Raw genomic sequence first — 25,347 nt, 5'->3', positions numbered from 1 at the left:
GCGTCGGCGCCTATGCGAAGCCCCGCCCGTCGGCCGACCATGCGCCGGCGCCGGCCATGGCAAGCGCGAGGAAACCGCCCGATATCGCGATATCCTTCATCAGCATCTGCTGGTGCAGAAAAGCGAGCGTCGCATCACCGGCGCCTTGGCCATAGTGGCCGATATAGCCGGCCGCAATGCAGAAGGCGGCCAGCAGCAGCGCCACGATCCGCGTCTGGAACCCGACGAGGATCAGCAGCCCCGCTATCAGCTCGAAAAGCCCGGTGCCCCAGGCGGCGAGCGACGGCAGCGGCAGGCCAAGACCGGAGAAATAGCTGGTGGTCCCGGCAATATTGGCGAGCGCCTGGAAGCCGGACGGCACGAACAGCACGGCAAACAGAAGCCGCGAAACCATAAGCAATGCATTGCGACCCATGGCACCCTCCCTTGCCGGCACAGTCACCGGCGACCATTGCAGTCTACGCCTGTGTTCACACAACGAAAAAGCGGCGCGGAAAATTCCGCGCCGCTTGTTTCGGGTCCTTGGGAGGGGGAAGCGTCAGCCGCGCTTGGCGTCGATCGAATAGGCGCCGGCACCCGAGGAGGCCAGCAGCAGGAAGCCGCCGGTGATGGCGAGGTTCTTGAGGAACTGGATCATTTGCATCTGGTCGGCCCAGCCGGTGTGGGCGACCAGCCCGGTTGCGATCGTGAAGATCGCGAGCACCCAGGCGGCGATCCTAGTCTGGAAACCGACGAGGACGGCCAAGCCGCCAAGCAGTTCGATCAGGCCGACGGCGACGGCCGTCGCCGTCGGTGCCGGCAGTCCGAGGCCGCCGAAATAGGCGGCGGTGCCGGAAATGGCTGTGAGCTTGCCGAATCCGGAAAGCAGGAAAATGACTGCGAGCAGGATACGGCCGAGCAGGATGGTGACAGAACTGTTGGACGCGGTGCCGGCGCCGGCGGCGGAAGTGTTGATGGACATGGTGACTCTCCGAATGGGTTGAATGACCCAGAGATAGACGATGCCGACTGTTCACCAAAGACAGCTGTGCGGCGACACATTGTTCACAGAATATACATTTCCGTGATCAGGCAGGACGCGCGAAATTCGTGTCGGCGGATTGGGCTATTCCAGTAAATTCTGCTGCCACAAAATGGGGGCCCTCGGTCCGAAGTTTGCGAGCGCTTGCTTCGAAGATTCACCGAGACGCACGTGACGTCGTCATCCACGGGCGAAGCAAGGAGCGAAGCGACGCGCGCAGACCCGAGGATCCATGCCGCGACCGCAAAACAGTCGCAAGCGGTGGAGGATCTGCGCCGCTGTGTCCTTCGACTGAAGTAACGGCATGGATTCCAGGGTCTTCGCGACGCCGCTTCGCGGCTGCTTCGCCCTGGAATGACGACATCGCGAGGCTACAGCACGCTGCAACAGCCTCGCTCCGCCTCGACGGGACTACCCCGGGTGGGTCATGTCCTCCGGCCGCACCAGACGGTCATAGTCGGCCTCGCTGACCAGTCCGGTTGCCAGCGCTTCCTCGCGCAGCGTCGTGCCTTTCTTGTGCGCGGTCTTGGCGATCTTGGCGGCGTTGTCGTAGCCGATGGTGGGCGCAAGCGCCGTCACCAGCATCAGCGAACGGTCGAGGGCCGCCTTGATGTTGTCCTCTCGCGCCTCGATGCCGACGACGCAATTGTCGGTGAACGAGACCGAAGCGTCGGCCAGCAACTGCACCGACTGGAGGAAGTTGTAGGCCATCAGCGGATTGTAGACGTTGAGCTCGAAATGGCCCTGGCTGCCGGCGAAGGTCAGCGCCGCATTGTTGCCGAACACCTGCACGCAGACCTGCGTCATCGCCTCGCACTGCGTCGGGTTGACCTTGCCCGGCATGATCGAGGAGCCGGGCTCGTTTTCCGGCAGCGACAATTCGCCGAGGCCTGAGCGCGGACCGGAGCCAAGGAAACGGATGTCGTTGGCGATCTTGAACAGTGCCGCGGCCGCCGCGTTGATGGCGCCGTGCGAAAACACCATGGAATCGTGGGCGGCGAGCGCCTCGAACTTGTTTGGCGCGGTGACGAAGGCGATGCCCGATATGGCGGCGATACGATCGGCCACCCGCTCGGCGAAACCGACCGGCGCGTTGAGGCCGGTGCCGACGGCGGTGCCGCCTTGCGCCAGTTCCTGCAGGCCGGGCAGCGTCAATTCGATGCGTTTGATCGACGAGGCGACCTGCGCCGCGTAGCCGGAGAATTCCTGGCCGAGGGTAAGGGGGTGGCATCCTGCGTGTGGGTGCGGCCGATCTTGATGATGTGATTGAAGTCCCGGCTCTTGGCGGCGAGCGCCTTGTGCAGGTGCTTCAGCGCCGGCAAGAGGTCGTGCACGATGCGCTCGGCGCAGGCGATGTGCATGGCCGTCGGGTAGGTGTCGTTCGACGACTGGCTCATATTGACGTGGTCGTTGGGATGCACCGGCTTCTTCGAGCCCATGACGCCGCCCAGCATTTCGATCGCGCGGTTCGAGATCACCTCGTTGGCGTTCATGTTGGACTGCGTGCCAGAGCCGGTCTGCCAGACCACCAGCGGGAAATGATCGTTGAGCTTGCCGTCGATGACCTCTTGCGCGGCCTCGATGATCGCCTTGCCGATGCCCGGATCGAGCCGCTTGAGTTCCATGTTGGCTTCCGCCGCCGCCCTCTTGACGATACCCAGTGCGCGCACGATCGAAGCAGGCTGCTTTTCCCAACCGATCTTGAAGTTTCCCAGGGAACGCTGCGCCTGCGCGCCCCAATAACGGTCGGCGGCAACCTCGATGGGGCCGAACGTATCGGTTTCGGTTCTGGTTTTCTCAGCGCTCACGGGAAATCTCCGGTCTGTCGATTTGCGCAAGGGCGTATCGCGTTGCACAAGTGGCTTCAAGCGGAGAATGCGGGCGACGGAGATGCAAATCGGTTGAAGGAAAGGTCAATCTCCCCCCTCGTGGGGGAGATGCCCGGAAGGGCAGAGGGGGGCGCGAAGGATCGCGGCGTCTGGAAGATGAGATAACGGACCGGCGGCCCGGAATTGCGCACCGACAATCGACCTTCGAACAGGAGCGGAAGGCTGGCGGGACAGCGCCCCCCTCTGGCCTGCCGGCCATCTCCCCCACAAGGGGGAGATTAGCTGTCCTCACCCCGCCGTGTACCCGCCGTCGATGGCAAAGATCGCGCCGCTGGTCCAGGCGGCCTCGTCGCTGGCAAGATAGACCGCCATCCCGGCGAGGTCGTCAGGACGGCCGATGCGGCCCAGCGGATAGCTGCGCTCGACATAGGCATTCAGTTCCGCTTGTGCCTCGACAGGCAGGTTATCGACGGTCTTGCGCCGCATGGCGGTGTCGACCGTGCCGGGCGCGATGGCATTGACGCGGATGCCGCGCGGGCCAAGTTCGAAGGCGAGCGATTTGGTCAGCGAATTCAGCGCGCCCTTGGACAGGGAGTAGAGGCTGGACGGACGCTTCGGGATCATCTTGTTGGCGAAATAGGACGAGATGTTGATGACGGATGCGCCGGTGCCGAAATGCTGCAGCAGCCCCTGTGTGAGGAAGAAGGCCGCCGACACATTGAGCGCGAAGGAGTGCTGGAACTGCGCCTCGCTGACAGTCCTGAACGGCACGAGATAGGCGACACCGGCATTGTTGACGAGAACGTCGAGCGGCCGGCCGGAAGCTTTCGCGTGCTCGACCACCGCTGCTATGCCGGGGCTGGTGGCGAGATCGGCCGACAATGTCTGCACGGTGCCGACTGGATCGGAAGCCGTCAGCTTCTGGCGAGCGGCTTCGAGTTTGCCCGCGTCGCGGCCGACGATCAGGACCTCGGCGCCCTCGCGCAGAAATGCCTCGGCGATCGCCAGGCCGATGCCGTCCGATCCACCGGTGATCAACGTCCGCTTGCCGCGAAGCCTCATCATTCACACCTCGTCTGGTCCACGCGTTGGCGTCAAACAGAAGGATCGCACCGCATGTCCGCGCCCGGGTCAAGCCATCGGGCGATCGCAGGGTATGAACTTCGCGGTTGCCGACCGGCGCAAGCGCGATGTCGTCGGCCTCCGTTTCTCGACGGCCTGGCGAAGGAAGCTTCGCCATGCTGGCGGCCCGCTGGCGTACCATTCTCGAGCAAGTCCGCGTCAACGACCTGACAGTCGAGGCGCGGGCCGTGCAGGCCCGGGCGATCCTGCTTCATCGCCTCGGCGATCGCGGGACTGCTGTCAGGCCGATGATCACCTCAACAGTGATCGGGCCGTTGGGACCAGCCGCAACGTCTCGGCCGGCTTTGTGCTGACGGCTTGCATGCTCTGGCCGAGCGCCCGCCACGCCGGTGAAGCGGCGAGGCGATGGTTGGCATGGGCATCGGCGTCGTCGAAACCGGTAACGGCGATGAAGACGTTTTCGGCGGCGCGCACGGGAAGTCGCGGGAAGGTGTTTGCGGCCGGCTCGGTCAGGAAGGCGCCGAGCGGACGCGCGCCGTTTTGGGCAAGCCACGCGACAATCTCCGCTCGGAAGCACCCGGCGACGTCAGCCTCTGCGCCTGGCCGCAAATGATGAATCGAAATCTCAACCAGGCCGGGCAACCGATTCCGATCGCTTGTGCTTTTGGCCGCCGATGGCCGGCGCAGCCCCGACAGATCGAAGCCGGCATCCGGCCACGCCGGCCGCAGCAGCAACACATCGTCGGAAGCGATCATCGTCGCGTTGGCGGCATTGCGGTGCGCCGCCCATACCGCGCCGTCATAGAACGCACTCAGAGCGTCCTTGCGGGCATCCATGCTGTCAAAGCCGCGCATCCAGACGAACATGTCGGGGCGGTCCAGATCGCGGAATTGGCCGATGATGGTCATCCCCGCGTCTTCCTGGCTTTCGATGAACTCCGTGTCGAAGAGCTCGATCAGCGTTTCGCGTCGGCCGGGTTTCAACGTGTACTGGCGCAATTCGACGATCGGCGAGGCGAGTGCCACCGGCTTCGGCGTGGCATTCGGGGTCGGGCTCATCCGGCGTTCTCCAAAACAGGTTGATCATCCTGTTTATAAACAGACCGGTTGCCCTGTTTTGTCAACATGCTATCCTTCGAGAATGTCAGCAGAGATAAACATCCGGCCAAGGCGAGCCCGAGGCAAACGCATCAACGACCCTGAAGGCATGCGCAGGAAAGTGCTCGATGTCGCGGAAGACGCGTTTCAGGCACGCGGCTATCATGCTTCCAGCCTCGGCGACCTGATGGCGGCGGCAGGCGTGAGCGGTGGCGCGCTGCATCATCATTTCCCGACCAAGAAGGCATTAGCGTTGGCGGTCATCGACGAGCGCGTGGCGGCGGCGGTCGAGGCGACGTGGATCGCCCCGGTGCAGGCGGCGGCTTCGGCGCGCGAGGGCGTGCGTCAGGTGTTCGAAGCCGTGGCGGCAGAACTGGAAAGTCAGGGTTTCGTGCGCGGCTGCCCACTCAACAATCTGGCGCACGAACTCTCGCTCGCCGATCCCGAATTCCGGATTGCCCTTGCCGGCATCTTTTCGGCATGGCGCCAGGCGATCGCCGACAAGGTCAGCGCCGACCAGCAGGAGGGCAGGGAGCAAGGCACGGATCCCCGGCATTTTGCCGTGTTCGCGGTGGCCGCCTATTCCGGCGCCATGTCGATGGCCAAGACGGCGCAGGACGCCGGCCCGTTGCGCGATTGCCTTGCGGCGTTCGAGGGGAGCGCCGCGCAAGCGGCATCATCGCAGGGCGGTCCGGGTGCTAGGCGACGTCGCAGAGTGCTGCGGCGGTACGGCGGCATTTGAGGCAGGCTATAGCCCAGCTTTGCGGCCGATGCCGCGACGAGCAGGCCGCCGGTCTTGCCGCTGCCGGCGCGCTTTCACGCCCGGCGCTCGGTCGGGGCAGCGCATCCAGCCTGTCGACGCCACCTTCCTGTTCGTCGCCGATGTCCATGCCTGCCTCATGGCGAGCGGCTTGAGCCCCAATTGCCGGCTGGAAGGCAAGGCGGACGCGGCGCTGCTGGGGAACGTCGCGGGCTTGAACGCCATCGGTGACAACGAGTGGCCAGCCGAGATCAACGGCGTCGCCACCGGCCTTCGGCCGGCCGCATCGGCACGCCGCGTCTTCAGCAAATCGCTGAAGACGTGAAAAGGGCCGCTCGACGCGGCCCTTCACAGCGATCAAAGCGATTTCTTGACCTTGTCCTTCACGTCGCCATAGGCTTTCTGCACCTTGCCGGTGGCTTTGTCGGTCATGCCTTCGGCCTGTGTCTGTCTGTTGCCGGTGGCTTTGCCGGCAGCCTGCTTGATCGAGCCTTTCACCTGCTTGGCCGCGCCTGCCACCTGATCCTTGTTCACCATTTTCGCATCTCCCGGGTTTGGTTCGCCTGGGCAAACGAGCGGGCATGGTTTCGGTTCCAGCAGCCGCTGCCTGTGTCGGCAAAACAGGTGCCTTTCGGCGGCCGGGCCGACAGGCTAGGGTGCCGGCCAGTGCACTCCGCAAGGAGCAACCGCCAAGGGGGACAGATGTCGGAATTCACGCTCTATATCGGCAACAAGTGCTTTTCGTCGTGGTCGCTCAGGCCCTGGGTGGCAATGCGGCACCTGGAGATACCATTCGAAGAGGGGTTCGTGCGGCTGCGCACGCCGGAAACCGCGGCCAACCTGGCGAAAGTGTCGCCGACCGGTCAGGTGCCCGTCCTGAATCACAAGGGAAGGATCGTCTGGGAAACCCTTGCCATCCTTGAATATCTCGCTGACCTCTTTCCGGAGAAAAAACTCTGGCCGGCCGATATCGGCGCCCGGGCGCTGGCGCGTTCGGCGGCGACCGAGATGCATTCCGGGTTTCGCGAAGTCCGCTATGGCTGGCCGATGAACTTGCGCCGGCCCAAGGGACACAAGCCACTCGACGCCGAGGGCGAGATCCAACGTGCCCGCATCGAGGCGCTGTGGCGCGAGTGCCGTGAGAAACACGGCAAGGACGGCCCGTTTCTGTTCGGCCACTTCACCGCGGCCGATGCCATGTACGCGCCCGTAGTCACCCGTTTCGACACCTATGGCGGCGATATGGCGCCCGACACCAGGGCTTATGTCGACGCGGTTCTGGCGACGCCGGCCATGCGCCAATGGTATGCCGAAGCAGCCAGGGAGACATGGCCGGAGCCGGGTCCCGATGAATAGGGCCTGTGCGAAACGATCTTCCGCAGGGATCGGGATCGACCACTTGAGGCGTTTTCACCTGGCGGATTTTCGGCTCGATGGCGCAACATTTGACAGGCGTCTGAAACACGCGTAGAAGAAAACCGTCGATATTTGCTTGACTGACTTTTGTTATCCGCGCTTTCGAGCGCGCCTTTGACGAACTTCCCACATCAAAAATCGAGACGAACGACGTTGTGCATCCGCATGACGGCTAACGAATATTTGCCATGGAAAGGGTTCGTCATGAGCACCGGCACAGTTAAGTGGTTCAACGCCACCAAAGGTTTTGGTTTTATTCAGGCTGACGACGGCTCCGCCGACGTTTTTGTCCACATCTCGGCCGTGGAACGCGCCGGCATGCGCGACATCGTCGAGGGCCAGAAGCTCGGCTACGAGATGGTCCGCGACAACAAGTCGGGCAAGATGTCCGCCGACCAGTTGAAGGCGGCGTGAAGTAAGAATTCAGCCGTCCCGGTGACCACGGATGTACTGGCACTGGTGAACGGCGAATTCGGGCGCATGGCCACGGGAACCTGAGTTTCCAAGGTTTGTGCTGCCCATCAGGAGCTAGCTTGTGCATCCAGTTGGATGCGCGGCGGCTCCCAGGGAAGGTCAGGCGGTGCCTGGCCTTTTTCATTTTACGCTTGTTGCCGCCGAAAATGCGCTGCGCATTGGGCTGAACGTGCTAAGGGACGCTGCAGCATTCTGAATCCGCTGCCGCATCGCTTTGTACTGGTCCCGACCGAAGACCCGGTCTCGCCCTATCGGTACCAGGCTCCTGACAGGAGAAAGATCTTGACCGCCCATTCGAAGCCAGCCGTCGACCCGGCCGTGTCGCTTTTCAGCAAGACGCAAACCCAGTCGATGTCGCTCAACCGCATCATGTCCGAACGGGATGCCGTCAGCGAAGCACGGGAAGCCAAGACCGCGCGCCTGCGCGAACTGCGGCTGGAGAAGGAGGCCGACGAGATGGCGGCCGCCGCCGCGCTGGCGGCACTGCCGAAACGAGCCGGAAAACGGTGATGGCCACCAAGCGCGTACCGCCAACGCCGATCGCGGCCGATGCGACCATTGCCGACATGGTCGAAACCCTCGACAAGCCGGTCGAATATGTCCGGCGCGTGCTGGAGAAACTCGAGCGCTGCAAGCGCGCCCATGGCGATGCCCAGGTGCGCATTGGCGTGCGCGGCCGCGCCGAAGCGCCGAACTACCTGATCGAATATGTCCGCGAGGACAAAAAGACCCAGGAGCGGGTGACCTACCAGGATGCCGCCTACAGCGGCAGCACGCATCGTGAGCTGGCGCCGCATCACATCGCGGAAGCGAGGAACTGGTCGCCCGAGGAGATGAACATCACGGCGGTGTCGGCCCTGATCGGCCGCTTGCGCAATCCGCGCGCACCGTCATCGCGCTTCGCCGACGAGGACTGACATGGCCATAAAATTCTCCGCCAAGGACCAGCCGGCAGCGCCGGCTTCCGCCGCAAAGCCGGCCAAACCGGTTGCGGCGCCGAAGGCGGCCAAGGCCGACGAGGCAGCGACCGATCTGTTCAAGTCGCCGGTCGATGCACCGAAGGGCAAGACAGGCAAGAAGAAGTAGCGCCTTGCCTCGGGACGCCGATCACAACCTTGCCGCTTCGGGGCCGTTTGCCGTGGTAGCCGCGAGCAGCCTGCCTTCGTCAGGCATAGCTCCTGTCTTCGATTGCCAGAGCTGCGGCGCCTGCTGCTCCTATTCGGCCGAATGGCCGCGCTTTTCGACCGAGGACGATGCGCAGCTCGACCGGATCCCGGAAAAACATGTGGCGGCCGACCTGTCGGGCATGCGCTGTGACGGCGTGCGCTGTTCGGCCCTGTCCGGCGAAGTCGGCAAGTTGACCGCTTGCACCATCTATGAACTGCGCCCGGATGTCTGCCGCGCCTGCATGCCTGGCGATGACGAGTGCCTGACGGCGCGCCGGGCGCTCGGATTTTCTACCTCTTAGCGGCGAACGACTGTCGCTTGTGCACGCCTTGCTTGCTGGCTAGGCTGCGTCAGGGCAGGGCGCCGGAGGAGATCATCGTGAGCATCGAATTTCTGTTGACGTCGCTGATCGTCGTGGCTTCGCCCGGCACCGGCGTTCTCTACACGCTGAGCGCCGGGCTTTCGCGCGGCGCCCGGGCCTCGATCATTGCCGCCTTCGGCTGCACGCTCGGCATCATTCCGCATATGGCGGCGGCCATCACCGGCCTGGCGGCGCTGCTGCACACCAGTGCTGTCGCCTTCGAGACGCTGAAATATCTCGGCGTCGCCTATCTGCTCTACATGGCCTGGAACACGCTGAAGGAGAAGGGCGGCCTGAGCGTCGAGGACAATATCGCGCCGCGTTCGGCCGGCAAGGTGATCGCCACCGGCATCCTCGTCAACGTGCTCAATCCGAAACTGTCGATCTTCTTCTTCGCCTTCCTGCCGCAATTCGTCAGCACCACCGAGCCCAATGCACTGTCGAAGATGCTGGAGCTCAGCTCGGTCTTCATGCTTTTGACCTTCGTGGTCTTCGTCGGCTACGGCATCTTCGCGGCCTCGATCCGAAGCCACGTCGTGTCGCGCCCGATGGTGCTGACCTGGATGCGCCGGACTTTTGCCGGCGCCTTCGTCATGCTCGGCGCCAAGCTGGCGCTGGCGGACAGGTGATCGACTAGGCTAGCCCTTGACGTAACCCATCGCCTCGATGATGCGCCCGTTCGCGACGCGCATCAGGTTGACGCCGCGCAGCGAACTGCCGTTGGCCATCAAGTAGCGCCAGCGGATCGTGGCGCGGTCGCCGGCCACGAAAGTCTCCTCGAGGTCGAAGCGCGTGCCGGGTGCGGTGGCGATCGCCGACCACAGCTCGACGCAGGCCGCCCTGCCGGAACGGCGTGCGCCGTCCGGCGCCGGCGTGGTGTTCTCGATCACGCAGTCCTGCGCCACCAATTCGTCGAGCGCCGAGGGGTCGTGGCGCTGGAAGACGTCATTATAGCGCCGCATGATTTCAGCCGTTTCGCCGGAGCGGTTGGCCGTGGCGATGTCGATGATCAATTCCTGGGTCACTGGATTTTTCCTTCCGTCCTTAGTGAGTTATGAGGTTCGCCTTCAGCGTGATCGTGGCGACGCCGGCCAGAGCCCGCGAGACGAGGCATCCAGCCTTGGCCGACTGCGCCAGCCGCTCGAAGTCGGCGGCGGCAAGCCCGGCGACATGCGCCTCTGTCTCAAGCTCGATGCGGGTAATCGTCGGCCCGGCCGCGGTGGCGCCCAGATGCACCTTTGCGATCGTGTGGATATCGCTTGCGATATGACCTTCACGGCCGAGGATGGCGGTGAGCGCCATCGAGAAGCAGCCGGCGTGGGCAGCCGCGATCAGTTCCTCCGGATTGGTGCCGGGACCGTTTTCGAAGCGGGACGGGAACGAGTAAGCGCCCTCGAAGGCGCCGCTGCCCAGCCTGAGCCGGCCGGATCCCTCCTTGAGTGTGCCGTGCCATTCGGCCGATGCGTCGCGAATTGTCATTGCTTTCTCTCCTCTGGTTGGTGAATGGGGGCTCACGCGCCGTCGATGACGACCTTGCCGAACACATCGCCCTGCATGAAATGCCGATACGCCTCGCGCGCTTCGGCGAACGGGAAGACCTTGTCGATGACGGGCTTCAAGCGATGCACCGCGACGGCGGCAAGCATCGCCTCCAGGCCGCTGCGGCTGCCGACAAAGACGCGGCCGATGGTGACAAGACTGCGCTGGTAGACGGCGGCTGGGATCTCGACCGATCTGCCCTTCTGGTCCTGGACCGTCAGCAGCACGATGCGTCCGTAGAGGGAGCTTGCGATCAGCGATTGCATAAAGGTCGCAGGCCCGCCGGTCTCGACAGTCAAATCGATGCCGCCTGTCGCCTCGCGCAGCTTCATGCCCCAATCCGGCGTCTCGGCCGTTGCGATGACGAGATCGGCGCCGAGCGCGCGCAACCGGTCGGACTTTTCGGCGCGGGAGGTGACGGCCGCGACGCGGCAGCCCATCAGCTTGGCAAACTGCAGCGCAAACAGCGCGACGCCACCCGAGCCTATAACTAGCACCCATTGCCCGGGCTTTGGGGCTTCCGCGGCCGTCAGCGCGCTCCAGGCCGTCAGTCCCGCGCAGGTGAATGTCGCGGCTTCATGCCAGTCGAGATGCTCAGGCAGCCGCACCGCCCATTGCTCGTCGAGCAAGGCGTATTCACCGAGCATGCCGTCCAGCGTGCAGCCGAGCTGGTCGATCAGCCCGGCGTTTATGCGGCCGTCGATCCAGCGGGCGAAATAGCTGCCGGTTACGCGGTCGCCGACGGCAAAGCGGGTGACGGCATCGCCGATGGCCACCACTTCGCCGGCGCCATCGCTCAGCGGCGCGATGCCGGCTCGCGGCGTCAGCGGATAGGTGCCGTTGAGGATCATCGTGTCGCGGCGATTGAGCGAGGTGGCGCGTACCCGCATCAGGATCTGACGCGGACCCGGCTGGGGGACCGCTTCCTCGCGCATCGTCAGCCTGTCGAGGCTGCCGTCCTGTCCTTCCAGCCGATAGCCCTTCATCATCCTTGGCTCCCAATATGTAGACCGATTTACATATTATGTAGACCGATTGTCATATTCGGGGCAAGCCCTATAATGCGCGCTCCTGACAGAGGTTGACATGGCGACAGACACACGCACGCGGATGATCGAGGCGACGGCACTGCTTTTGCGGCGGCGCGGCTATCACGGCACTTCGCTCAACGACATTTTGACTGCCAGCGGCGCACCGCGCGGCTCGCTCTATTTCCATTTCCCGGGCGGCAAGGACCAACTAGTCATCGAGGTGACTCGCGCCAGCGTGGCGGACGTGACCGAGCGGCTGGGCGCACAGCTGACGGCGGAAAGCGATCCGGCGGTTGCTGTCCACCACATTTACCAGTCTGTCGCCCGCATGCTGGAGGACAACGAGTTTTCGCTCGGCTGTCCGATCGCGCCGGTCGTGCTCGATGCGCCGAACGATGTGCCCGACCTCGAAGAGATCTGCCGCTCCGCTTTCGAGCAGTGGATCGGCCTGCTGCGGCAGGCATTCGTCAGGGCAGGGGTGGTCGAGCGGCGCGCGCAGGCGCTGGCGCTGCTGGTCGAGTCTTCGCTGGAAGGCTTGATGGTGATTGCCCGCGCCACCCGCGACCGCTCGTCGCTCAACGCCGTGGCCGATGAGGTGGCTGCACTCATCGAGCAGGCCGTGCTCGCCGGCAAGGTTGCGCAGCAGGCCGAGAGCGCTGCTTAAGAAGGCAGGTGCCGGCCGAGTTAACTGCCAAACGAAAAAGGGCGGCATCGCTGCCGCCCTTTCCGTAAGCTTAGCAAAGTGGCTGGATTAGAAGTCCATGCCGCCACTCAAGCCCGCTAGCGGGCTTGAGCAACTTGGATTCATGGGCGTGCTTTATGGACTTCTTAGAAGTCCATGCCGCCCATACCGCCCATGCCGCCGCCGCCCATGCCGCCAGGCATGCCGCCGCCAGCCGAGTCCTTCTTCGGAGCTTCGGCGATCATGGCTTCGGTGGTGACGAGCAGGCCGGCGACCGAGGCCGCGTCCTGGAGGGCCGTACGCACGACCTTGACCGGATCGACGATACCCATGGTGATCATGTCACCATATTCGCCGGTCTGGGCATTGTAGCCGAAGGTCGCGCCCTTGTTCTCGAGGATCTTGCCGGCAACGATCGAAGCTTCCGCACCAGCGTTCGACGCGATCTGGCGGGCCGGAGCCTGCAGCGCACGGCGCACGATGTTGATGCCAGCGGCCTGATCGGCGTTGGCGCCGGCCGACTTGATGTTGGCCGAAGCGCGCAGCAGGGCAACGCCACCGCCAGCAACGATGCCTTCTTCCACGGCCGCGCGGGTCGCGTTGAGGGCGTCATCGACGCGGTCCTTCTTTTCCTTGACTTCGACTTCCGTCGCACCGCCAACGCGGATCACGGCAACGCCGCCGGCGAGCTTCGCCAGACGTTCCTGCAGCTTCTCCTTGTCGTAGTCCGAGGTGGTCTCTTCGATCTGCTGCTTGATCTGGGCAACGCGGCCCTGGATCTCGGCCTTCTTGCCGGCGCCGTCGACGATGGTGGTGTTCTCCTTGGAGATCGACACCTTCTTGGCGCGGCCGAGCATGTTGAGGCCGACGTTCTCGAGCTTGATGCCGAGGTCTTCCGAGATGACCTGACCACCGGTGAGGATGGCGATGTCTTCCAGCATGGCCTTGCGGCGATCACCGAAGCCCGGCGCCTTGACGGCGGCGATCTTCAGGCCGCCACGCAGCTTGTTGACGACCAGCGTGGCCAGGGCCTCGCCTTCGACGTCTTCCGAGATGATGAGCAGCGGCTTCGAGGTCTGCACGACGGCCTCGAGGACCGGCAGCATGGCCTGCAGGTTGGAGAGCTTCTTCTCGTGCAGGAGGATGTAGACGTCCTCGAGCTCGGCAACCATCTTGTCGGCGTTGGTCACGAAGTAGGGCGAGAGGTAGCCGCGGTCGAACTGCATGCCTTCGACGACTTCCAGTTCGGTCTCGGCGGTCTTGGCTTCCTCGACCGTGATGACGCCTTCGTTGCCGACCTTCTGCATCGCTTCCGCGATCATCTTGCCGACCGACTCGTCGCCATTGGCCGAGATCGTGCCGACCTGGGCGACTTCCTCGGAGGTCTTGATCTTCTTGGCGGCCTTGCCGAGAGCGGCGACCACTTCGGTGACGGCGAGATCGATGCCGCGCTTCAGGTCCATCGGGTTCATGCCGGCGGCAACCGACTTGTGGCCTTCCTGGACGATCGACTGCGCCAGAACGGTCGCGGTCGTGGTGCCGTCGCCGGCGATGTCGTTGGTCTTCGAAGCAACTTCGCGGACCATCTGCGCGCCCATGTTCTCGAACTTGTCTTCAAGCTCGATTTCCTTGGCGACGGTGACGCCGTCCTTGGTGATGCGCGGGGCGCCGAACGACTTGTCGATGACGACGTTGCGGCCCTTGGGGCCGAGCGTGACCTTCACCGCGTCGGCGAGGATGTTGACGCCGCGCAGCATGCGCTCACGGGCGTCGCGGGAGAATTTTACGTCTTTGGCAGCCATGTTTTAGCTCCTGGCAGGGGCTCGGATAGAGCCCGAAAAATTCAAGTTGAGGGTGAGGCCGATGATCAGCCGATGATGCCCATGATGTCGGATTCCTTCATGATCAGAAGGTCTTCGCCATTGAGCTTGACTTCGGTGCCCGACCACTTGCCGAACAGGATGCGGTCGCCGGCCTTGACGTCCAGCGGGACCAGCTTGCCGGCTTCGTCACGGGCGCCGGAGCCGACGGCGATGATCTCGCCTTCCTGCGGCTTTTCCTTCGCCGTATCCGGGATGATGATCCCGCCGGCGGTCTTGGATTCGGATTCGACCCGGCGAACGACCACGCGGTCATGAAGCGGGCGGAACTTCGACTTTGCCATTTTTTCTTCCTCGAATGAGAACGGTGAGAACAGTTCCTCCGTCCGGCGGTGCCGGACACGTGGTTAGCACTCACCAATGGCGAGTGCTAACGTGGCGCTGAAATAGGCCGCCGACCTTCGAGAGTCAAGGCGCGCGGAACGCCTCTTGGCACGATGATGACGAACTTATCAAAGCTTGGCGGAACCGAACACCAGAAGCGGGCACCGTTCCGCCAGCGGGTAGCTGCCGCTTGGCACGACACGCACCTGGTCGAACCAGGCATTTGCCTCATCCACCAGCATGGCCAGCGTCGCGAAACTATACCTCGTTTCGGAACCCGCATAGACGTCGATCGTGTTGATGGATGCCATGCTCCATCCCGTCCGTGCGGCAAGAACCTCCCGATCCTGAAACAGTCTGTCGAATGTTGCGCGGATTGCCTGCACATCGACGCTGCTGTCGCAGTCGTCGGCCGTGCACGCCATGGCGATCCGCCATTTGAGCGCGTGGAAATTTTCGACGCCGCCGGCCAAGGTAAGAGCTTCGATGCCGCACAGATCATCCGCCGTTTCCGGGCGTGCGAAAACGCGGATCGCCGCCCATCTGCCGGGCTGCAGCACCCTTGCGATTTCGCCGAACAGCAAACCGCGCGCAGCCTTGGAATCGACCGCCGACAGGCAGCCGTCGCCGATGATCGCGTCGAAACTTGCCCGCGCGACGGGCAGGTCAAGCCAGTTGCCGGCCATCGCCCTTCGCGAGACGTTGTCGCCGGCCCATACGCCGGAAATCATGGTTGCCGATTGATCGATCGCCAACATCGACTTGCCTAGAACGGCTAGTTCAGGAGTCACGCCAAGGAGCAGGACGTCGGCATTTCCGAGATCAAGTTCGCGCTCGAATATACCGACGGTCTCCGCGGTCGGCCGGAGCGGGGCGTCCAGCAGTCTCCAGTGCCGATGATAGTTATCCCAATGATTCGTCATTCAGACCCGTTGGAGCCCAGGAAAGTCTGGCAATGGTTGATCAGAGCCGCTTAATGGAAGTAGGGGTGGAAGCCAAGGGGCTGGCTGGTGGCGCGCATCATTGTCATAACGCATGAGCATGACCGGTTCATGGGCAACCGCAGCCTCCTGCTGCGCCGGAAGAGCCGCTACCTGCTTTTCGATATTCTGGAAGACCTGAAAAGGCGTGGCCATTCGGTCCGGATTCAACCTGGCCTCACCGGACAAATCAGCGCCGATGTCGCGGTTCTGCACGTCGATGCGACAATGACGCCGGCAGACTATCTCGACTATGCGCGGAGTTTCCCCTTCTGCCTCAATGTCGGAGCCGCCGACATATCGAAACGGCGGATCAGTGGAGCCCTTCTGGCCGAGGGGGACGGCTGGCTGGGCCCGGTTATCGTCAAGAGCAATCTCAACAATCAAGGCATTCCGGAGACACGCCTCAACCGGCGATCGAGGCGTGCCGGCCAACCGGCACCTTTTGCCCACGTGCCGGCCTTGTCGGCCTATGAGGTCTATCAATCCCGGGACGACATTCCAGATGGCGTCTCCGAGCAACATGATCTGGTCGTGGAAAAGTTCATTCCGGAAAAAGAACCTGACGGCTTTGCAGTTCGTTTCTGGGTGTTTTGCGGAGAGCGCGAGCGCTGCACCCGCTACGTCTCGCCAAACAGCCTGGTCAAGGCATCGGAAACAATCCGGCGGGAGCCCGCCGCTGTTCCCGACGAACTGCGCGAGCGGCGGCGAGAACTCGGCTTCGACTACGGGAAATTCGATTTCGTCGTGCATGAGGGCAGGGCCATCCTCCTCGATGCCAACAAGACGCCCGGCCGCCCCCAAAACCTCGTGAAGATGTTCGCGGCAGGCGCTTCCGACCTGGCCGACGGTTTCGAAGGCCTCATCCGTCAGGCGAGATAGGTCTCCAATGGCCGGTCGCTAAAGGAACACCCGCAACTGGGTGTGGATGATCGACCGGTAGTCTTCGATCGTGCGCCGGCCTTCTTCCTCATCTTGCGTCAGGGCCAGGCGCACGACGCCGCCGGCAAGCTGGAAGATGAGAAAGACCAGTCGTGCGAACGCCTCGCGCTGCTCCGCCTGAAGCATCGGACCGACATGGTCGCAGAATATCTTCGACTGATGTCTCGTCTCGGCGATGTCGAGATGCTGCAGCGCCTTGTCGGCCTGGATGGCATTCTGCAGGTCCTGAATGGCCGGGTCAGCCGCGACACGGCTGTAGTAGTCGTTGAGCAGGCGGTCCGCGGCACCGGTCACGTCGCCCAGCCCCTGGATTTCGGCGATGATCGCGCCGAAGCGCGCCCGGCTGACCTCCGAGAACCGCTCATAAAGCATCGCCAGGATCGCCGATTTGTTGGGAAAGTAATGGTAGACGGTGGCGATCGGCCCGCCAGCCAGCATGCCGACCTCCTTCATGGTGACGGCGTCGATGCCCTTCTCGCCGATCAGCCGCATGGTGGTCGACAGGATGGCGTCGATGCGTTCGCGGCTGCGCTCCTGCTTGGGCCGGCGCCTGGGCTCGGTGGCCGTTCGACTTGCTTCCGTCATGCACCGATCTTTCGCACGGGGTCCCGAATTCCGGTTGACAAAAAATATGATCAAGTATCAGTTTCTTAAATGCTGATAGATTGTCAGCTTTTCTGCCGCGCGGCAAGGACGTTGGGAGGCGCCTTTGACTTCGACAAGCACCGGTCTTCAAGGCGATGGCGACTGGCTGGTCGGCAATCCGACCGGCGGCCAGCTTGCCTCGGCCTTGTGGATCGGGTCGGTCGGCCTGCTCATCCTCGGCCTGCAGCCCGTCCTGCTTGGCGCCCTCTATACCGAGGGCCATGTCAGCGGCGACGAGCTGGCACTGGTCGCCACCGCCGAGATGATCGCCATCGCGATCGGCTCGGCGATCGTCGCGATGCTGCTTTCCGCCCACAAGATGCGCTGGAAGAGTGCGGTCCTGCTGCTGCTCTTGGCGCTGGCCAATGTCTGGACGGCCTATGCCGCCGGCGCCAACACGCTGATGGCGGCTCGCGCGCTGGCCGGCCTTGCCGAAGGTGGCCTTGTCGCGGTCGCCACGGAACTGATTGCCCGTTCGCGGCGCGCCGAACGCATCGGCGGTTTTTTCGTCACCATGCAGACGCTGGCGCAATGCGCTCTTGCCTTGCTGCTGGCGCTCTATGTCATCCCCGCCACCGGATCGGCGGGCGGCTTCCTCGTTCTCGCGGTCGTCTGCGTCCTGTCGCTGGTAATCGCCATCGCGGTCCCTGCCGACTATGCCGACCTGCCGAAGGACGAGAACCTCGCCAATGTGCTGACGGGTCCCTCGATCACCGCGCTGTTGTCGGTCTTCTGCTACTTCATGTTCTTCGGCGCGGTCTGGGCGTTTTTGGAACCGCTCGGCGCCCAATTCGGCATCGACGGGCGCACCGTCGGGCTGATCGTCTCGGCAAGCCTCGCGGCGCAGGTGCTGGGCGCGATGACGGCGACCGTGTTCGAGGCGCGCATCGACTATCGCCTTGCCATCGCCGCGATCGGCATCGTCGCGCTTGCCGCCTCGCTCGTGCTTGCCAGCGGACCTGGCCTCACGACATTCGGGGTCGCCGCCCTGGTCATGGGTTTTATCCTGCTGTTCATCGTGCCCTATCAGATCCGGCTGGCGATCACCGCCGACGAGACGCGCACCGCCGTGCTGCTGGTGCCGGCCGCCCAGCTTTTCGGCCTGGCGATCGGGCCGGTCGCGGCGTCGCTGCTCATAGACGGCAAGGATTTTCGTCCGGTTCCGGAATTTGCCGCCGCGAGCGCAGTTGCCAGCGTGGCGCTGCTCGGCCTGTTTGTCCTCGTGGCGCGGCGTCGCCGGGCTATTGCGTGAGCGGCATGTCGAACAGCTGGAGCAACTGGTCGGGCTTTGTCACCGCCGAGCCGCGGCTGCTTGCCAGCCCGGCCGATGCCGGCGAACTCTGCGATCTCATTTGCTCCGCGCCAGGTCCGGTCCGCGTCGTCGGCGCCGGTCACTCCTTCACGCCATTGGTGAAGTCGCAAGGCACCATCCTGTCGCTGGAGAAGCTGGAAGGGCTGGTCTCGCATGACGCGAAAAAACATCTGGCGCGCGTGCGGGCCGGGACGCGGCTTGGTCCGCTCATGCACATTTTGCAAGGCATCGGCCAGGGCCTGCCCAACATGGGCGACATCGACCGCCAGGCGATAGGCGGGGCGTTGGGCACGGCTACCCACGGCTCGGGGCCGACGCTCGGTGCCTATCACACACAGCTGGAAACGGTTCAGATCGTCGACGGGCTTGGCAAGGTCCGCGAGTTCAAGCGGGAAGGGGATCAGGAGACGATCCATGCCATCGGCGTCGCGCTCGGTGCCTTCGGTGTGCTCAGCGAAGTGACGCTGAACAACATCGCGACCTACCGGCTGCGCCGCCGCAAATGGGTGCTCCCGATCGGCGACATGCTGCGCGATTTCGAAACGATGATGGCCGCGCATCGCTCGGCCGAATTCTACTACATTCCATTTTCCGGCTACGCCCAGTTCATCGCCAGCGACTTTAGCACTGAAGCCACGACGGCGCGCCCGACCGACGATGATGAGGGCTCGTTGCGCACGCTGCGCCGCTTGCGCACCGGGCTTGCCTGGCTGCCGTCGCTGCGCCGCCGGCTGATCCTGGGCGCGGTCGCCAAGGTGCCGGCCGAGGATTATGTACAGGACTGGCTCAACGTCTATGCCAGCGACCGGCAGACCAGGTTCAACGAAATGGAATATCATCTTCCCTTCGAGGACGGGCCAAAGGCGCTGGCCGAGATCATCGAACTGACCGAGAAGCATTTTCCGGAAGTCTATTTCCCGATGGAAGTGCGGTCAGTGGCATCGGACGAATTCTGGCTCTCGCCCTTTCACAAAAGGCTCACCTGTTCCATCGCCATCCACCACGACGCGGCGAACGATCCGTTGCCGTTCATGCGCGCGGCCGAGCCGATCTTCCGCAGATATGGCGGCAGGCCGCACTGGGGCAAGATGCACAGCCTGAAAGCGGCCGACCTGAAAAAGCTCTATCCGCGCTGGGACGATGCGATGGCGGTGCGCCGTGACATCGACCCGCACAACCGTTTCGTCTCGCCCTATATCGCTGATCTCTTCGGCATCGAACAATGAAAGCCTATTTCGCCACGCTTTCGGATGCGCTGAAGCAGGCGGGCATCTGCCAACCCAGCCTGCTGCTCGACCGCGACCGGCTGGACAGCAACATCGCCCTGGTGAAGCAAAGGCTCGATCCCAGCCTCGCCGTTCGGCTGGTCGACAAGTCGCTCGCTTGCCTGCCGTTGCTTGCCCATATCGGCAAGGCGCTTGGAACCCACCGCTTCATGACCTTCCACCCACCGATCAGCGAGGCGGTGCTGAGCGCGTTTCCGGATGCGGATCTCCTCTACGGCAAACCGATGCCGGTGGGCGCGGCAAGGGCGGCGCTTTCCGAGGGGAACGCAGCCGGGTCGCGGGTATGCTGGCTGATCGATACACAGGAGAGGTTGGGGCAATATGGCGCGCTCGCCGACGAACTCGGCGTCGAGCTGCGCATTGCTTTCGAAATCGATGTCGGACTGCATCGTGGCGGCTTCGCCGAACCGGAAGCCCTCTCGGAGGCGTTGAGGGCGCTGCCGGCCCACAAACGCCTGCGCTGCGAAGGTGTCATGGCCTATGAAGCGCATGCGCCGCACATTCCAGGCCTGTTCGGCGGGCCGGCCAAGGCGTTGGCGCAAGCCTCCGAACGGGCCGCCGCTTTCGTGGCGCGCCTCGACGCCGATCAGCGAAGCATTCTCAACATTGGCGGCAGCAAGACCGCGCTGCTTCATCATGGCGGCGCTGCCAATGAAGTGTCGATGGGCTCGGCCTTCGTCCTGCCCGGCGATTTCGACACGCCGGGCCTTGATGGCTTCCAGCCGGCGGTCTTCATCGCGACGCCGATCCTGAAGGTGGTCGAGCCGATGCTGCCCGGCCCGCCGGCGGTTTCGCGCCTACTCCAGGCGCTCGGCCGGTTTCCGCGCAAGGGCTGCTATCTCTATGGCGGCAAATGGATGGCCGAGCCGGTGTTCCCCGAAGGCATGACGACGAACGGCCTGCTTGGCCTGTCCTCCAACCAGCAATTCATGGGCCTGCCCGCCAAGGCCGTTGTCAGGCCCGGCGACCATGCCTTCCTGCGGCCGACGCAGAGCGAAGCCGTGCTGCAGCAGCTCGGACCGATCGCGGTGCTTTCCGGCGGCAGGATCGTCGACCGCTGGCCGGTGCTGCCGATAGGATGAGCGTCCCGGTCATCTCCAAATAGTTGACTTAGTCAAGTAAATGGTCGATCCTGTGCCAGCAGGAGATGACTCGAATGACAATCCATCATCAGCCCGACAAGGCTGCGCCCAACAAGGACCTGATCGACGCGGTACGGGCCTTCAACCGCTTCTATACCCGCCAGATCGGACTGCTCGACGAAGGGCTGCTGAAGAGCGCCTTCTCGCTGACCGAGGCGCGCGTGCTCTACGAGTTGGCGCATCGTGACGGACTGACCGCGACCGACCTCGGGCGCGATCTCGGCCTCGACGCGGGCTATGTCAGCCGTTTGCTGAAGAAGTTCGAGCGCCTTGATCTCATCTCCAGGGCCACCCTGGTTTCGGACGCGCGGCAATCGTCGATCGCGCTGACGCCGGCGGGCAGGAACGCCTTCGCGCCGCTGAACAAGGATTCGCACGACCAGGTTGCGGCGCTGCTCGAGCGGCTGCCCGCGTCGGAGCAGGACCGGCTGGTCAAGTCCATGCGCACGGTGCAGCGTCTGCTGGATGACAGTGCCGAGCCGAAAATCCCTTATCTGCTGCGGCCGCTGCAGGTCGGCGACATCGGCTGGATCACCCGCCGGCAAGGGATGCTCTATGCGCAGGATTATGGCTGGGACGAAACCTATGAGGCGCTGGTCGCCGAAATCCTCGCGGCGTTCGTAAAATCCTACGACCCGAAATGGGAGCGCGGCTGGATCGCCGAGCGGGAAGGCGAGGTCGTCGGCTCGGTCTTCGTCGTGCGCAAGTCGGATCAGGTGGCCAAGCTGCGGCTGCTTTATGTCGAACCGTCGGCGCGAGGCCTCGGCATCGGCAAACGGCTGGTCGAGGAATGCATCGGCTTTGCCCGCGCCAGGGGATACAAGACGCTGACCTTGTGGACCAACGACATCCTGACCGCGGCCCGGCACATCTATCAGGCGGCCGGTTTCAAGTTGACCGAGGAAGAGCCTCATCATTCCTTCGGCAAGGATCTGGTTGGCCAGAACTGGGATCTGGAGCTGTAACGGCGCGTCATGCCTTGACCGGCACCCAGATTTCCAGCCCGCCATTGCCTGTGCGGGCATCGAATTCGGGCCCATAGCGCTCGAATTCCGGCGCGTCGGCGATTTCATGGCCGGAGGCCGGGAGCCAGCTGTTCCAGATCGTGTTGACCGTGCGCCGGATGGTCGAGATGTGCTCGCGATGCGTGAAAACGGCGTATTTCTGCGCTGGCACGCGCACCCGGTAGAATTCTTTTGGCAAGTCGGAGAAGTCCGACACCTCGACGCCGACGACATAGTCGAAATTGCCGGCATCGTCGCCATTGAGGCAGACACCGTAGAAAACGCCTGGGACTTCGCCGGGTATGTTGCCGATATAAGGGCTGAAACGCTGCCACTGCATCGGAATGCCGGCGCTCGATTCGCAGCTGTAGCGCTCGCCGAAGCCGGCGATGAGGAAAGGTCGGCTGGTCTCGAAGCGCGGTGGTTCGAGGCTGGTGAGCAGGGAATGGTCCATCAAGATAGGCTCCACGAGATCGAGTGTCTTGGTCGAACCTTGCGCGCGCACCAGTTCCGGCGTGGTGCCGAACTGGTCGCGGAAGGCACGGGTGAAAGCCTCATGCGAATTGTAGCCGGCGTCGAGCGCGACGCACAGTATGTCGGGCGCGCCACCGGCGAGCCTGCGCGCCGCCTCGGTCAGCCGGCGCGAGCGCATGTAACCCATGACGGAACGGCCGGTGGCGGCGCCGAAGGCGCGCGTCACATGAAAGCGCGACACGCCGCTGCTTTGGGCGACGTCGTCGAGCGTAACAGCCTCCGGCAGGTGGCTTTCGACAAACCATAGCGCTTTCTCGGTCGGGTTCATGTGCTCCTCGCATGTGGCGTCTTCACTCTGGCGCCTCGTTGCCAGCCCAGTTTGATCGAAATTGCGCATGGCGCAAAATCGAAACGGCCACGCTGTCAGGCGTGGACGAAAAGTCCGTGCACGCCCATGCCGACGGCAGGCTTGCTCTCGTGTGAGTTCAAGCAATCGCCTTGCTTTTGCAGACGGTGACCCGTAACGATCTTGCCGACCCCTTCCTGTTCGGCCTGTCGTCGGGGGCCGCCGCCGGCGCGGTTTCCGTCATTACCGTGTTCGGCGACAATTTCGGCATCTGGACCTTGCCCGTGGCTGCGTTCACCGGCGGCATCCTCGCCGCCTCCATCGCAAGTTGCGCGCTGTTCGGGGCGGTGCTGCTCTGGCAAGCGATCTCCTGGCCCGGACCTTGCTGCCGCCGCAGGAACCGCCGATCGGCATCATCACCACCTCGCTCGGCGCGTTCTTCGTCGTTACCATGGTTGTCAGAAACCGCCTGTGAAGACGTGTCCTCCCAGCGTTGTTGCGCCCGGGTACACGTTCATCCGCCGCTAACCAGGATCGGATTGCAGGCCTGCCATGCGCATTTTACCGGCTTTCATCGCTGTGGCATCTTGAATAGTAAGCACGCTTATTATATCTATCGCTCATGGTTTCAGATGGCATCGACAGATTGGGATTTTTGATCCACGACGTGCAGCGCCTGATGCGCAAGCGCTTTGAGGCGCGCGCCAGCGGGCTCGGTCTCTCTTCGGCGCAATGGCGGCTTCTGGTCCGCGTTGCCAAGGAGGCGGGCGTTGCACAGGCGCGGCTCGCCGAACTGCTCGAAATCGAGCCGATCAGCGTCTCACGCCTGGTCGACCGGATGGAGGAGGGCGGCTGGATCGAACGTCGCTCCGACGCGACCGACCGGCGCGTGCGCATGATCTTCCCGACCGAGAAGGCGAACGCAGCCTATGCGGACGTCAAGAGCCTTGCTGGCGAGGTCTATGAGGAATCGCTCAGCGGCGTTTCGCCGGAAGACCGACGCGTCCTTATCCGGGCGCTGGATGTAATCGTACAGAATCTGACCGACGGCGAAGCTTCGTCGCTTGAAAAGATCAAGAGTTCGGAAGGCGCGGCAGCATGAACGCGGTAGCCAAGGTGGAAGAAAACGCTCCCAAGGTGGAGATGGAAGCTCCGGCCCAGCCGGCCGCCGCCCCGGCCGCGGTCGCTCCTCCCGTGCAGCCGGCCCCGGCGCCGAAGAAGAAGCGCCGCATCGGCCGCTTCTTCTTGATGTTCGCCTTGCCGGCGGCATTGATCACCGGCGGCGGCTATGTCTGGGTGACGGGCGGGCGCTACCAGGAAACGGAAAACGCCAATCTGCAGCAGGCCAAGGTGTCGATCGCCTCCGACACGGCCGGTCGTATCGTCCAGGTCGCCATATCGGACAATCAGACGGTCAAGAAGGGCGATCTCCTGTTCGCCATCGACCCCGAGCCCTACCGGATCGCGCTTGCCCAGGCCGACGCAGCGGTGGCCGCCGCGCGCCTCAATGTTGAGCAGCTGCGCGCCGCCTACAGCCAGGCGATGGCGCAGGAGAAATCCGCCAGCAGCGAAGTTGCCTACGCGCAGTCGCAATATGACCGTGCCGCCGATCTTGCCCAGAAAGGGATCAATGCCAAGTCTTCGCTGGATGAAGCCAGGAATGATCTCGACAAGGCCAAGCAGCAGCTTGCCGTTGCCGAACAGGGCATCGTCAGCGCCAAGGCGGCACTTGGCGGCAATCCCGATATCGAGACGGACAAGCATCCGACCGTGATGTCGGCACTCGCCGCGCGCGACAAGGCTGCCTATGACCTGGCGCAGACCACGGTGAGGGCACCGGCCGATGGTCTTGTCTATCAAGCCGCATCCTTCAAGGTCGGCCAGTATGTCGGCTCCGGCACACCGTTGTTTGCGCTGGTCGAGACCGGTGACACCTGGATCGACGCCAATTTCAAGGAAACCCAGCTCACCAACATGAAGCCGGGCCAGAAGGCCGAGATCGTGGTCGATACCTATCCGGGCAGGACCTTCGAGGCGACCGTCAAGGCCATCGGTGCCGGCACCGGCGCGGACTTCTCGCTGCTGCCGGCCCAGAACGCCACGGGCAACTGGGTCAAGGTCACCCAGCGCATTCCGGTGCGCCTGGAACTGACCGATCCCGACGCCAGGATGGCGCTGCGCACTGGCATGAGTGCTTCGGTCACCGTCGACACCGGCGTGGCACGCGGCTGGCCGTCGATCTTCGGTCACGCCACGGCCGGCGAGCCCGCGCGGTAAGACAGCGGAAGCCCGCTGGGACCAGGCGGGTGGAAGCGAGTTGCAGGATTGGTCTGATGGGAGGGGTGGGAAGGATCAGTGTTTGGGCCGAGCCGCATGGCAGCTGTCCAAAGGTCTGAATCCTCGACACGGACCCCTCGGTCCTAAAGTTTCCGGGCGGCAGCATCCGCTCAGCTGGAGACATTCGGTCGATGTAACCCCCACATCGATAATCGCGTCCCACCGCGATGAAGGTCTCTCAACGGAAGGCTTCGCCGCCCGGAAACCCGTTGTA

At 63.7% G+C, this 25,347-nt stretch carries 30 protein-coding genes and 2 pseudogenes; 18 read left to right on the top strand and 14 right to left on the bottom strand.

Going from position 1 to position 25,347, the window contains the following annotated elements; all coding sequences use genetic code 11:
- Window positions 1-10: 10 nt before the first annotated feature.
- The 5 genes and pseudogenes from EJ077_RS19450 to EJ077_RS19430 form a co-directional block, all read right to left on the bottom strand.
- Complete coding sequence (locus tag EJ077_RS19450) at window positions 11-415, bottom strand: DoxX family protein (protein WP_208695678.1); 405 nt, start codon at window positions 413-415, stop codon at window positions 11-13.
- A gap of 123 nt (window positions 416-538) precedes the next feature.
- Window positions 539-961, bottom strand: coding sequence for a DoxX family protein (locus EJ077_RS19445; protein ID WP_208695677.1), 423 nt, complete (start codon window positions 959-961; stop codon window positions 539-541).
- Between the two features lie 471 nt (window positions 962-1,432).
- Window positions 1,433-2,829 (bottom strand): annotated as a pseudogene (gene fumC / locus EJ077_RS19440) (class II fumarate hydratase).
- A 309-nt stretch (window positions 2,830-3,138) separates the two neighbouring features.
- Window positions 3,139-3,912, bottom strand: a complete 774-nt coding sequence (locus EJ077_RS19435; RefSeq protein ID WP_208703054.1) for an SDR family NAD(P)-dependent oxidoreductase — start codon at window positions 3,910-3,912, stop codon at window positions 3,139-3,141.
- 312 nt (window positions 3,913-4,224) lie between these two features.
- On the bottom strand, window positions 4,225-4,992 hold the full coding sequence (locus tag EJ077_RS19430; protein ID WP_208695676.1) for an NIPSNAP family protein: 768 nt from the start codon (window positions 4,990-4,992) through the stop codon (window positions 4,225-4,227).
- A gap of 148 nt (window positions 4,993-5,140) precedes the next feature.
- Between EJ077_RS19430 and EJ077_RS19425 the strand changes: the two genes are divergently transcribed.
- Complete coding sequence (locus EJ077_RS19425; RefSeq protein ID WP_208695675.1) at window positions 5,141-5,773, top strand: TetR/AcrR family transcriptional regulator; 633 nt, start codon at window positions 5,141-5,143, stop codon at window positions 5,771-5,773.
- Window positions 5,774-5,801: 28 nt separating this feature from the next.
- Complete coding sequence (locus EJ077_RS19420; RefSeq protein ID WP_367142369.1) at window positions 5,802-6,116, top strand: hypothetical protein; 315 nt, start codon at window positions 5,802-5,804, stop codon at window positions 6,114-6,116.
- Between the two features lie 32 nt (window positions 6,117-6,148).
- On the opposite strand, the gene EJ077_RS19415 is transcribed toward EJ077_RS19420, so the two are convergent.
- Entirely contained in the window at window positions 6,149-6,328 is a 180-nt protein-coding gene (locus EJ077_RS19415; RefSeq protein ID WP_208695674.1) for a CsbD family protein, read from the bottom strand.
- 165 nt (window positions 6,329-6,493) lie between these two features.
- Between EJ077_RS19415 and EJ077_RS19410 the strand changes: the two genes are divergently transcribed.
- The 7 genes from EJ077_RS19410 (at window position 6,494) to EJ077_RS19380 (ending at window position 9,838) form a co-directional block, all read left to right on the top strand.
- Window positions 6,494-7,147, top strand: a complete 654-nt coding sequence (locus tag EJ077_RS19410; protein ID WP_208695673.1) for a glutathione S-transferase family protein — start codon at window positions 6,494-6,496, stop codon at window positions 7,145-7,147.
- A 264-nt stretch (window positions 7,148-7,411) separates the two neighbouring features.
- Window positions 7,412-7,621, top strand: a complete 210-nt coding sequence (locus EJ077_RS19405; RefSeq protein ID WP_208695672.1) for a cold-shock protein — start codon at window positions 7,412-7,414, stop codon at window positions 7,619-7,621.
- 342 nt (window positions 7,622-7,963) lie between these two features.
- On the top strand, window positions 7,964-8,191 hold the full coding sequence (locus EJ077_RS19400) for a hypothetical protein (protein ID WP_208695671.1): 228 nt from the start codon (window positions 7,964-7,966) through the stop codon (window positions 8,189-8,191).
- Entirely contained in the window at window positions 8,191-8,598 is a 408-nt protein-coding gene (locus EJ077_RS19395; RefSeq protein WP_208695670.1) for a hypothetical protein, read from the top strand. The genes EJ077_RS19400 and EJ077_RS19395 overlap by 1 nt, the downstream gene beginning before the upstream one ends.
- 1 nt (window position 8,599) lies before the next feature.
- Entirely contained in the window at window positions 8,600-8,767 is a 168-nt protein-coding gene (locus EJ077_RS19390; protein ID WP_172736679.1) for a hypothetical protein, read from the top strand.
- Between the two features lie 52 nt (window positions 8,768-8,819).
- Window positions 8,820-9,149 (top strand): YkgJ family cysteine cluster protein, encoded by a 330-nt coding sequence (locus EJ077_RS19385; RefSeq protein WP_245458787.1) that lies wholly within the window; start codon window positions 8,820-8,822, stop codon window positions 9,147-9,149.
- A gap of 77 nt (window positions 9,150-9,226) precedes the next feature.
- Entirely contained in the window at window positions 9,227-9,838 is a 612-nt protein-coding gene (locus EJ077_RS19380; RefSeq protein ID WP_208695669.1) for a LysE family translocator, read from the top strand.
- 9 nt (window positions 9,839-9,847) lie between these two features.
- On the opposite strand, the gene EJ077_RS19375 is transcribed toward EJ077_RS19380, so the two are convergent.
- Genes EJ077_RS19375 through EJ077_RS19365 form a run of 3 tightly spaced genes read right to left on the bottom strand, consistent with a single transcriptional unit; the run spans window position 9,848 to window position 11,737 of the window.
- Window positions 9,848-10,234, bottom strand: a complete 387-nt coding sequence (locus tag EJ077_RS19375; protein WP_208695668.1) for a nuclear transport factor 2 family protein — start codon at window positions 10,232-10,234, stop codon at window positions 9,848-9,850.
- A gap of 19 nt (window positions 10,235-10,253) precedes the next feature.
- Window positions 10,254-10,688 (bottom strand): OsmC family protein, encoded by a 435-nt coding sequence (locus EJ077_RS19370; protein ID WP_208695667.1) that lies wholly within the window; start codon window positions 10,686-10,688, stop codon window positions 10,254-10,256.
- A 32-nt stretch (window positions 10,689-10,720) separates the two neighbouring features.
- On the bottom strand, window positions 10,721-11,737 hold the full coding sequence (locus tag EJ077_RS19365) for a zinc-dependent alcohol dehydrogenase family protein (protein WP_245458458.1): 1,017 nt from the start codon (window positions 11,735-11,737) through the stop codon (window positions 10,721-10,723).
- Between the two features lie 97 nt (window positions 11,738-11,834).
- On the opposite strand from EJ077_RS19365, the gene EJ077_RS19360 reads away from it, so the two are divergent.
- On the top strand, window positions 11,835-12,443 hold the full coding sequence (locus EJ077_RS19360; RefSeq protein ID WP_135915381.1) for a TetR/AcrR family transcriptional regulator: 609 nt from the start codon (window positions 11,835-11,837) through the stop codon (window positions 12,441-12,443).
- A 164-nt stretch (window positions 12,444-12,607) separates the two neighbouring features.
- On the opposite strand, the gene groL is transcribed toward EJ077_RS19360, so the two are convergent.
- From groL to EJ077_RS19345, 3 genes are all read right to left on the bottom strand, one after another.
- Window positions 12,608-14,263: a chaperonin GroEL gene (groL, locus tag EJ077_RS19355; RefSeq protein WP_135915382.1), complete on the bottom strand. Its 1,656-nt coding sequence runs from the start codon at window positions 14,261-14,263 to the stop codon at window positions 12,608-12,610.
- Window positions 14,264-14,328: 65 nt separating this feature from the next.
- Window positions 14,329-14,625, bottom strand: coding sequence for a co-chaperone GroES (gene groES / locus EJ077_RS19350; protein ID WP_006203049.1), 297 nt, complete (start codon window positions 14,623-14,625; stop codon window positions 14,329-14,331).
- A 168-nt stretch (window positions 14,626-14,793) separates the two neighbouring features.
- Window positions 14,794-15,423 carry a class I SAM-dependent methyltransferase gene (locus EJ077_RS19345; RefSeq protein ID WP_245458457.1) on the bottom strand — a complete coding sequence of 210 codons (630 nt, stop codon included), beginning with the start codon at window positions 15,421-15,423 and terminating at the stop codon, window positions 14,794-14,796.
- Window positions 15,424-15,675: 252 nt separating this feature from the next.
- Here EJ077_RS19345 and EJ077_RS19340 point away from each other — a divergent pair, with 252 nt between their 5' ends.
- The gene (locus EJ077_RS19340; protein WP_208695665.1) at window positions 15,676-16,527 is read left to right on the top strand and encodes a hypothetical protein; all 852 of its coding nucleotides are present in this window, start codon (window positions 15,676-15,678) and stop codon (window positions 16,525-16,527) included.
- 18 nt (window positions 16,528-16,545) lie between these two features.
- Here EJ077_RS19340 and EJ077_RS19335 read toward each other — a convergent pair whose 3' ends face one another.
- Window positions 16,546-17,172 carry a TetR/AcrR family transcriptional regulator gene (locus EJ077_RS19335; protein WP_127280207.1) on the bottom strand — a complete coding sequence of 209 codons (627 nt, stop codon included), beginning with the start codon at window positions 17,170-17,172 and terminating at the stop codon, window positions 16,546-16,548.
- 124 nt (window positions 17,173-17,296) lie between these two features.
- Between EJ077_RS19335 and EJ077_RS19330 the strand changes: the two genes are divergently transcribed.
- From EJ077_RS19330 to EJ077_RS19315, 4 genes are all read left to right on the top strand, one after another.
- Window positions 17,297-18,484 carry an MFS transporter gene (locus tag EJ077_RS19330; protein WP_208695664.1) on the top strand — a complete coding sequence of 396 codons (1,188 nt, stop codon included), beginning with the start codon at window positions 17,297-17,299 and terminating at the stop codon, window positions 18,482-18,484.
- A 5-nt stretch (window positions 18,485-18,489) separates the two neighbouring features.
- Window positions 18,490-19,770 (top strand): D-arabinono-1,4-lactone oxidase, encoded by a 1,281-nt coding sequence (locus EJ077_RS19325; protein WP_208695663.1) that lies wholly within the window; start codon window positions 18,490-18,492, stop codon window positions 19,768-19,770.
- Window positions 19,767-20,912: a DSD1 family PLP-dependent enzyme gene (locus EJ077_RS19320; RefSeq protein ID WP_208695662.1), complete on the top strand. Its 1,146-nt coding sequence runs from the start codon at window positions 19,767-19,769 to the stop codon at window positions 20,910-20,912. Before EJ077_RS19325 ends, EJ077_RS19320 begins: the two co-directional genes overlap by 4 nt.
- A 74-nt stretch (window positions 20,913-20,986) precedes the next feature.
- On the top strand, window positions 20,987-21,937 hold the full coding sequence (locus EJ077_RS19315) for a bifunctional helix-turn-helix transcriptional regulator/GNAT family N-acetyltransferase (protein ID WP_208695661.1): 951 nt from the start codon (window positions 20,987-20,989) through the stop codon (window positions 21,935-21,937).
- A gap of 7 nt (window positions 21,938-21,944) precedes the next feature.
- Here the strand turns inward: EJ077_RS19315 and EJ077_RS19310 are convergent, their stop codons facing one another.
- Complete coding sequence (locus EJ077_RS19310) at window positions 21,945-22,778, bottom strand: AraC family transcriptional regulator (protein WP_208695660.1); 834 nt, start codon at window positions 22,776-22,778, stop codon at window positions 21,945-21,947.
- A gap of 173 nt (window positions 22,779-22,951) precedes the next feature.
- On the opposite strand from EJ077_RS19310, the pseudogene EJ077_RS19305 reads away from it, so the two are divergent.
- The 3 genes and pseudogenes from EJ077_RS19305 to EJ077_RS19295 all read left to right on the top strand — a co-directional run.
- Window positions 22,952-23,271: pseudogene (locus EJ077_RS19305) on the top strand (iron chelate uptake ABC transporter family permease subunit); the annotation flags it as partial.
- Between the two features lie 147 nt (window positions 23,272-23,418).
- Complete coding sequence (locus EJ077_RS19300; RefSeq protein WP_208695659.1) at window positions 23,419-23,898, top strand: MarR family winged helix-turn-helix transcriptional regulator; 480 nt, start codon at window positions 23,419-23,421, stop codon at window positions 23,896-23,898.
- Complete coding sequence (locus EJ077_RS19295; protein WP_208695658.1) at window positions 23,895-25,073, top strand: HlyD family secretion protein; 1,179 nt, start codon at window positions 23,895-23,897, stop codon at window positions 25,071-25,073. The genes EJ077_RS19300 and EJ077_RS19295 overlap by 4 nt, the downstream gene beginning before the upstream one ends.
- The last annotated feature ends 274 nt before the right edge of the window (window positions 25,074-25,347 follow it).

Source organism: Mesorhizobium sp. M8A.F.Ca.ET.057.01.1.1 (assembly GCF_003952565.1).
In the GTDB taxonomy this organism is placed as follows: Bacteria; Pseudomonadota; Alphaproteobacteria; order Rhizobiales; family Rhizobiaceae; genus Mesorhizobium.
Note: the sequence above shows the minus strand (reverse complement) of the source record. Positions and strands in the feature narration are given on the sequence as shown.